The 7,863-nt window shown below is 62.8% G+C and carries 4 protein-coding genes; all 4 read right to left on the bottom strand.

Annotated features, from left to right (window positions below):
• Nucleotides 1–630: 630 nt before the first annotated feature.
• A complete protein-coding gene (locus NKJ77_RS28450) occupies nucleotides 631–2,364 on the bottom strand; it encodes a tetratricopeptide repeat protein (RefSeq protein WP_352536137.1) in 1,734 nt (577 codons plus the stop codon).
• Nucleotides 2,365–2,392: 28 nt separating this feature from the next.
• On the bottom strand, nucleotides 2,393–3,799 hold the full coding sequence (locus NKJ77_RS28455) for an HlyD family type I secretion periplasmic adaptor subunit (protein ID WP_352536138.1): 1,407 nt from the start codon (nucleotides 3,797–3,799) through the stop codon (nucleotides 2,393–2,395).
• 39 nt (nucleotides 3,800–3,838) lie between these two features.
• A complete protein-coding gene (locus NKJ77_RS28460) occupies nucleotides 3,839–6,142 on the bottom strand; it encodes a peptidase domain-containing ABC transporter (RefSeq protein WP_352536139.1) in 2,304 nt (767 codons plus the stop codon).
• Nucleotides 6,143–6,499: 357 nt separating this feature from the next.
• Nucleotides 6,500–7,863 (bottom strand): beta strand repeat-containing protein (locus tag NKJ77_RS28465; RefSeq protein ID WP_502904434.1); only part of this gene is annotated, 1,364 nt, incomplete at its 5' end.

Here is a 7,863-nt window from a genome sequence, read left to right on the forward strand (position 1 = left end):
GCAAGGATTCAATCGCTTGACCTGCCCTGGTTGTGGGGTTTCAGACACGTGCGAGAATGTGATGCTGGAGATTGACGAACGGCGAGCGGAAGCACTTTCGCGCGCGCTCTGCCGCCCTTTAATACGAGACCGTGAAACAGGTCAGGCCCGGACTAAACTCTACCGTTTCGCTCTGCTGTTTGGGGGCAGGGCACAGCTGGATCGTGCATCCCGAAGCAAATGATCGGCAGTGCATTTGCGTTGGCGGTCGACCTTTGCCGACCAACTCCGGGATCTACTTGCTTCTGGTGGCCTCATTCGTCAACCGTCACCTGGAACTGTACTCCCTATAGGGCTGGCCGCGCGACGGGTAGTTTTATGTGAGCATCAGCTTTGGCCGCGTGATGGGGCAAGTGGGGGGAAACAAGAAATCTGAAACTCTTTGTTTGATATGGACTTCTTGTCCAGCGGACTATGAACGGCGCACCAGCCGTCTGAGACTTGCCATTTCCGGGGCAGCATCGCTCACGGAGTGCAATCCGGGCAGGAACTGTGCACAATCTGTGGGGTTCTCAAAGAAGAAAGCTCAAGGCGCCTACGCGGGCAATCCCGCTGATGGGCCTGATTGTTCTTGGCAAGGCTTGGCAAGGCTCAACCAGAGGCGAGCTCGGCAAGTTCTTCGGCCGCTTCATTGATACCGTGTGCGACCGCTCGCTCGAGCCAAAGGCGACCGGCTGCAGGATCGCGCTCCCCAGCGATACCCCTTGACAAATAACGCCCGAGCATGAGTTGGGCTTGGCCGTGCCCACGTCCAGCAGCGGCGGCGTACCATTTCTGCGCCTCCGCCTGGTCGATCGGTAGGCTCTGGCCGGCTGCGTACAGCGCACCAAGTGCAAACATCCCCCCGGCGTGGCCGTCGGTGGCTGCCCCCTGGAACAGCTGCATAGCAACCTTTGGCTCACGCGCGCCACCGCGGCCATTGAGCAGCATCTCGGCAAGCGCCACCTGGGCGTCGAGCAGGCCGGCATTGGCCGCCCGAGCAAACCAGAGGCGGGCCTGCGATAGGTCGGTCACCACGCCGCGTCCATCTTGCAGGAGACGGGCGTACATATATTGCGCCTCGGCGACACCTTCAGCCGCGCGCCTTAGCCATTGCGCCGCTTGGCCCTCGTCCTGGCGGACGCCAACGCCATTGGCGAAGCAGAGCCCAAGATTGAATGCGGCGATCAGGTCCCCCGATGAAGCGGCCGCTTCGAACCATCCGGCAACGCTTGCACGATCATCCGGCTCGCCGGCTCCTCCGAGCACGAGATTGGCGAGGTCGATCTGTGCTTCCTGATTGCCGCCAAGTGCAGCGGCGCGTAGCCAGCGTGCCCCTTCTTCGAGATCCTGAGCCACGCCGTTGCCCGTCAAATAAAGCGAGGCCAAAGCGCGGGCGGCGGCCTGATGGCCCGCTTCGGCCGCCCGCCGATACCAGTTTGCGGATTCTGCAAAATCCGGCCGCTGCGTCTTCACATAGCGGTCGCCAAGGAGATAGGCAGCCTCAATATTGCCCGCCAACGCAGCGCGCCGCATCCACGCCTCTCCAGCAGATATGTCCTGGTCGACAAATGCACCATCAATCAGTGCCAGTCCCAACCGGAACTGGGCGGAGGGAAGGCCTTTTTCTGCAGCAGCCTGATAGAGTTGAACGGCTGCGTCCATGTCGCGTACGACGCCGAGCCCGTGCTCGGTAAGGACCGCGAGAAGGTAGATTGCGGTCGGCAGACCGGCGTCGGCGGCGCGTCTTACCTCGTTTGCAATCCTGACCCTGTTTTCACGTTTGCCACTACGGGCGAGCGACAGGGCAAAGCCGAGACACCCCTCGGCGCAGCCGGCAGAAGCCGACTTCTCGTACCATCGGTGCGCCGCATCTGCATTGCGCATTGCTTTGGGACCGCTGGTAAGTATATAGCCGAGGATCGCCTGTCCGGTGGCCGAGCCCGCCTCAGCCGCCTTGGTGGCAAAATCGAACGCCGCTGTGAAGTCCGGTTTGCCCGAGGAATCCGCCATGAACAATTGGTCGGATTCGGAGCCCTTGCCGTCGCCTTCCTTAGCCACCAGCCCGGTCAGGTAGAGAGCAGCGAGCAGCGCTTGCGCATCGGCGCTCCCGTGGTTGGCTGCCCGCAGCAGCCATCGCGCCCCTTCCATACGGCTTGGCGGCACACCCGAGCCTTCGAGATAGCAACGCGCGACCCGGTACTCGGCCTCGAGGATCCCCGCGCGCGCCGCGGTCGCCATCAGCGGAAAGGCTTCTGCGGGCTTGCCGCTGTCAGAGAGCTGGATCGCTCGGCGCAACGCTGCCGCCGGGGAGGCCAAGACAGTCAGCCGATCCAGGATTGTCATCGATCCGAGCCTCCGAAAACACCCTGCGCTATGGCTCCCGCATGGCTTCCTGGCCGATCGGGAGTATCACACCGAGAATATATTTGAGCACTGTGCGGCGGCCGACCTTAACGTCGGCGGTCACCGGCATGCCAGGGCTCACGGTGAAACCGGCAGGCACGCCGTGGAGGGCGACCTGGTCGATGGAAATCCGCGTGCGATAGAACGGTTCGGCGTCCGAAGGCAGCATGGCCAGGGAGCTGTTCGGATCGCGCGCCTGGTCCTGTGCAGAGAAGGAATCAGGGCTAAGCGTCCGCACGCTGCCATGAGCGAGGCCGTATTGCGAATAGGGGAAGGTGTCGAACTTGATGATCACCTGGTCGCCGACATGCACAAAGCCGCTGCTGCGGCCGACGATGTTTGTCTCGATCTCAAGCGGCGCGTTGGCCGGCACCAGTGTAATCAATCGCTCACCGGACTGCAGGACCGAACCGACCGAGACCTTGGCCACGGATTGAACGATGGCGTCTACTTCGCTTTTCAGCTCGACCAACTGCTTGCGCAGCTTTGCCTTGTTGAGAAGCTCGCGGGCGTCGGAGATCCGCGAGCTCGCCTCCGAAAGGCTCTGCGAAACATCCGCTCGCCAACCCTGAATGTAGCCGTCACGCTCGGCGGATACCGCCGCCTGTTGGAGCTTCGCGGCTTCTGCAGTCTGCTCGGCATTGCCGAGCGCCCTGGACATTTCCGCGCGATTGTCCTCGGCGAGCAATGTGTTGAGGCGGCTGCCCACCTGTCTTGCTTCGAGCTGCTTGCGCATCTCTTCGATCGAACCCGCGACCGCGAGCCGCTGGCGGTAGCCATCTGCATCCGATAGCGACCGCGAGATTACGGAACTGAGTTCGTCGCGCTGCCGATCGAAATTCTCAACCTTGGCGTCATAGACCGCCTTGCGGCGCTCAAAAATCGATGCCTGCAAGGTCCAGCTTGGGTCGAGACCGTCATAATCGAAAGCCCGGCCATCCGCTTCCGCCTTCAACCGCGCGACTTCAGCTTCAAGCGTCGAAACCTGCATCGCGAGCGTCGCCAGATCGGCAGAAGCAAAGGTCGCATCGAGGCGAGCAAGCACTTGACCGGCCTGCACGTGCTGTCCTTCACGCACGTCGATCGAGCGCACGATCGCCGTCTCCAGCGGTTGCACGACCATGTTGGGCGATTTTGACACCACGAGCCCTCTGGCCGTTACAACCTGATCGACCGGTATCAGTCCGGCCACAGCGATCAGCGCGATGACCAGGCTCGCGATGATCCAGACGATGCCGCGCGCCGCCTGCGGGATAGGGGCATTGGCGACAGCCGTCGACGGCCACTGGAATTCGAGTATGGCCGGCGTTGTAGGATCCCTCGTTTCCATCCGATGCCGCCGAGCCGGAAGGGCGATGAGAGAGGTGCTACTCATGGGTTACCGGACCTGAAGCGCATCTGAGTCGTGGCATCGTCAAACCAACCGCGGTGGGATGGCGACCGGGCGGCCATGACGGCCGTCGAGGTGCCGGTTTTGCTGCGACCACAGCTGGCGATAAAGCGCGCATCGCTCGAGCAGTGTCGCATGCGGCGCGACGTCAAGGACCTTACCCTGATCCATAACCAGGATGTTGTCGCATTCTGTCAGTGAGGACAGCCGGTGCGAAACGATGATCATCGTGCGCCCGCTGGCGATGCGCATGAGATTGGCGCTTACCACCGCCTCGCTCTCCGGGTCGAGCGCGCTGGTCGCTTCGTCGAGGATGAGAATGGTCGGATCGTGGATGAGAGCGCGTGCGATCGCCAGCCGCTGCTTTTGACCGCCTGACAAATTGGGCGAACCTTCCTCGATATAGGTGTCATAGCCATTGGGCATGCGCTCGATGAATTCCTGGGCGCCGGCGAGGTGTGCTGCACGCATGGCATCGGAAAGCGTCAGGCCTGGCCGCCCAGCGATGATGTTATCGCGGATCGACCCGCGAAAGAGAAAATTGTCCTGCAGGACCACGCCGAGCCCTTGGCGAAGATGGCGTAGGTTGATCTCCTTGAGGTCGACGCCATCAAGTTTGAGGAAGCCACTGTAGTCGCGGTTGATTCCCTGTAGGAGGCGCGCGATCGTTGATTTTCCCGAACCGCTGCGCCCAACAATGCCAAACATGCTTCCCGCGGGAATGTGGAAGCTGACCCTGTCAAGCGCCGGTGTCTTCGTAGCGATATAGCTGAAGGTCAAGTCGCTGAAAGTGACCTCGCCCACGAGCCTGGGTCTCAGGCCGGTGGAATTCGAACTGCTCTCCAGTGGCCGGTTGAGAACCGAGGCCGCCTCGCCGATGGCTGCACCGACCTCCTCGTAGTCTTCAACCAGCCGGGCCAGGCCGACCAGCGGCTGCGCTACGCGCTGGGAGATCATCATGAAGGCAAACAGGCTGCCAACCATATAGCCCGAGCGGTCGTTCAATGCGAGATAGGCGCCGACCAGCATGGTGCCGAGCACCATGACGCGTTCGATCGGCGTGACCAGCGTCTGCGGCCAGCTTGCAAGCTGCCCGAAGGCGAGGCGAGCCTTTCCGGCTTCCGCCACCCGCTCGTCCCAGAGCGCCTTGCGCTGCGGCTCGAGGCCGAGCGCCTTCACCGTCTTGATGCCGACGACAGTCTCGCCAAGCGCTGCCGACTTCCAAGTCTCGGCTTCGACCACTCGCTGGTATCTGCGGCGCAGCGGTCTAAGAAAGGCAAGGATGATCAACATTATCACGGCCGCACAAGCCATTACGACCCAGGCGAGCGTGGAGTTGATGTAGAACATGACCGGTACCAGCACGCACAGTGTGATTAGATCCAGGAACGTGCTGAGGAGTTTTCCGGTCAGGAACTCTCGAATACGATAGACTTGGGCCAGATGATACATCGTCTCGCCGGCCGGATGACGCTCGAAATAATCGAGCGGCAGGCGCAAGAGCCGGCTAAAGACGTGCAACTGCAGCTTGGTGTCCAGGCGGGCGCCGACGACGTTGATGATCAGTCGCCGCGCATGGCCAAGAAGTGTCTCATAGGCGAAGACCACGGCAATCACCGCAGACAAGAGCACCAAAGTCGAGATGCTGTTGAACTGCAACACCTTGTTGACCAAAGTCATGACGATGAGGGGCGGCAGGATGGTCAGGATGCTCAGCGTGAATGAGGCAATGGCTATGTCGCGCAGCGGCCGGCTTTCTAGCCGCACCAGTTGGGTGAGCCAGTGAAGGGTGAAAGGCGCATCCGCCGCCACGTGCGACCGTGTCGCGCGCAGCAGCACCGCCTCGCCCGTCCACACCCGCGACAGCCGAAGCTCATCGATGGCGGTGGCCTCACCGTCGTCTGGCGCGTCGGCACTTTTGAGGAAGACGACATTGCGCTCCGCACTCGCTCCGGTCAGGAGGGCCGCGCCGCCATCGCTGAACAAGAGCACGACCGGTCCGGTATCCTGGAAGCGCAAGAGGTGCGACCAGCGGATGCGGACGGCACGCACCCACATCCCGGCGTTCTGCGCCCATTCGGAGAGATCGGTAGCGGTCGGAACCGAGCTCGCTGTCCTGAATTCGTTGGGGTCGAGTTCCACGCCATGATAACGGGCGGCCTGCAGTACTGCCTTGAGGCGTGGCGCGATCTGGTTGCGCTCGGCGGGACCGCCGGGAGCCCGCTCGGCAGCGTTACGCGCGCCGGCCTGGCGCGCTGCATCGTCGACTTCGGAGCTTGCACGGATCGAGACCGGCTGGTTTTCGGCGTTTATGGGCACGTTTACCATGGACTTCTCATCCGGTACGCAGGGCGAGGGTTCGAAAATGCCCGGGCCGAGGCGTTTCCGCCGAGGTTTCCGGTAGTGCCGCACTGTACTCCGAACCGATCTGCCGCGCGACTCTCATGCCAATCCGTGTCTGGAGGTGGTGAACGCGAGAATTCCGCTCTCCCGCGAAGTCCGCGCGTACGTTTCATCGATGGTCGCTGGTCATGGTGGCTGACCATGGTTCGCAAGCCAGGCGCTGCGGGATGATGCTTTGAGAGCCAACAATCTAGAATAATCGGCGCGCGGGTCCCGCTTTTCAGCGAAGCCCGCGCGCCTGTTCTCAATCTGGACCAGTCCCTGTCCAGGTCCATTGCCTACTCACTCATGCGGCTTCAAGAGATCCTTCAGGGACGTCTTGACGGTGTGGTCGTTGCTGGCGTAGCCGGCGCCAGGCTTGGTCTGGTCCGAGGTTAGATCCGTGCTCGCCCCGGACGGCTTGTTCTGGTTGTTGCCGAATCCGCTGATCGTCTTGAGGACATTCAGCAGGTCCGTCGTCACCGAAGTCGCCGCCAGGCTGATCAGGTGGCCGAACGAGGTATTGCCGCCGGAACCGCCGCTGCCGTCAGTCGAGCCGGACTGCAGGAATTGCGTAGAGTCCTTCAGCCCGAGCGAGGTGGACGTGACCTTGGCGTGGTTGTGACCAGGGCCGTTTTCGGCATTGTTATTGTTCCCGGAATTACCAGGTGCATCCTGATCTCCATTGCCAAAGCCGTTATTGCCATGGTGGTGATCACCAGTCTCGCCGCCCGGGCCGGTCGCTCCGGTCGCACCTGTCGCACCAGCCGAGCCCGTGGCGCCGGTCGAGCCCGTGGCACCGGTTGCCCCGGTCGAACCCGTCGCTCCGGTCGAGCCAGTCGCTCCGGTATCGCCTGTGGCTCCGGTGTCACCAGTTGCACCAGTGTCGCCAGTTGCGCCCGTCGCACCGGTATCACCAGTTGCTCCGGTGTCGCCAGTTGCACCAGTCGCGCCGGTATCGCCGGTCGCACCTGTGGCACCAGTATCGCCAGTGGCGCCTGTTGCTCCAGTATCGCCAGTAGCGCCCGTCGCACCGGTATCACCAGTTGCTCCGGTGTCGCCAGTTGCACCGGTCGCGCCGGTATCGCCGGTCGCACCTGTTGCTCCGGTGTCACCAGTAGCGCCTGTTGCTCCGGTATCACCAGTAGCGCCCGTTGCTCCGGTATCGCCAGTAGCGCCCGTTGCGCCGGTGTCGCCAGTAGCGCCCGTTGCGCCGGTGTCGCCGGTTGCTCCAGTATCGCCAGTAGCGCCCGTCGCACCAGTATCGCCAGTTGCACCAGTCGCGCCGGTATCGCCCGTCGCACCCGTTGCTCCGGTGTCGCCGGTCGCTCCGGTGTCGCCGGTCGCACCCGTGGCTCCGGTGTCGCCGGTCGCGCCGGTATCGCCGGTTGCACCTGTGGCTCCGGTATCACCTGTGGCTCCGGTATCACCCGTGGCTCCGGTTGCTCCGGTATCACCCGTGGCTCCGGTTGCTCCGGTATCACCCGTGGCTCCGGTTGCTCCGGTATCGCCCGTGGCTCCGGTCGCTCCGGTATCGCCAGTTGCACCAGTCGCGCCGGTATCGCCGGTCGCACCCGTAGCTCCGGTATCGCCGGTCGCACCTGTGGCTCCGGTGTCACCAGTTGCACCAGTATCGCCAGTAGCGCCCGTTGCTCCGGTATCACCAG

It is taken from the genome of Mesorhizobium sp. M0052, from assembly GCF_040323255.1.
In the GTDB taxonomy this organism is placed as follows: domain Bacteria; phylum Pseudomonadota; class Alphaproteobacteria; order Rhizobiales; family Rhizobiaceae; genus Mesorhizobium.

Bases quoted from the DNA above. Each gene is read 5' to 3' on its own strand.
- NKJ77_RS28450 (WP_352536137.1), bottom strand. From the start codon at position 2,364: ATGACAATCCTGGATCGGCTGACTGTCTTGGCCTCCCCGGCGGCAGCG.
- NKJ77_RS28455 (WP_352536138.1), bottom strand. From the start codon at position 3,799: ATGAGTAGCACCTCTCTCATCGCCCTTCCGGCTCGGCGGCATCGGATG.
- NKJ77_RS28460 (WP_352536139.1), bottom strand. From the start codon at position 6,142: ATGGTAAACGTGCCCATAAACGCCGAAAACCAGCCGGTCTCGATCCGT.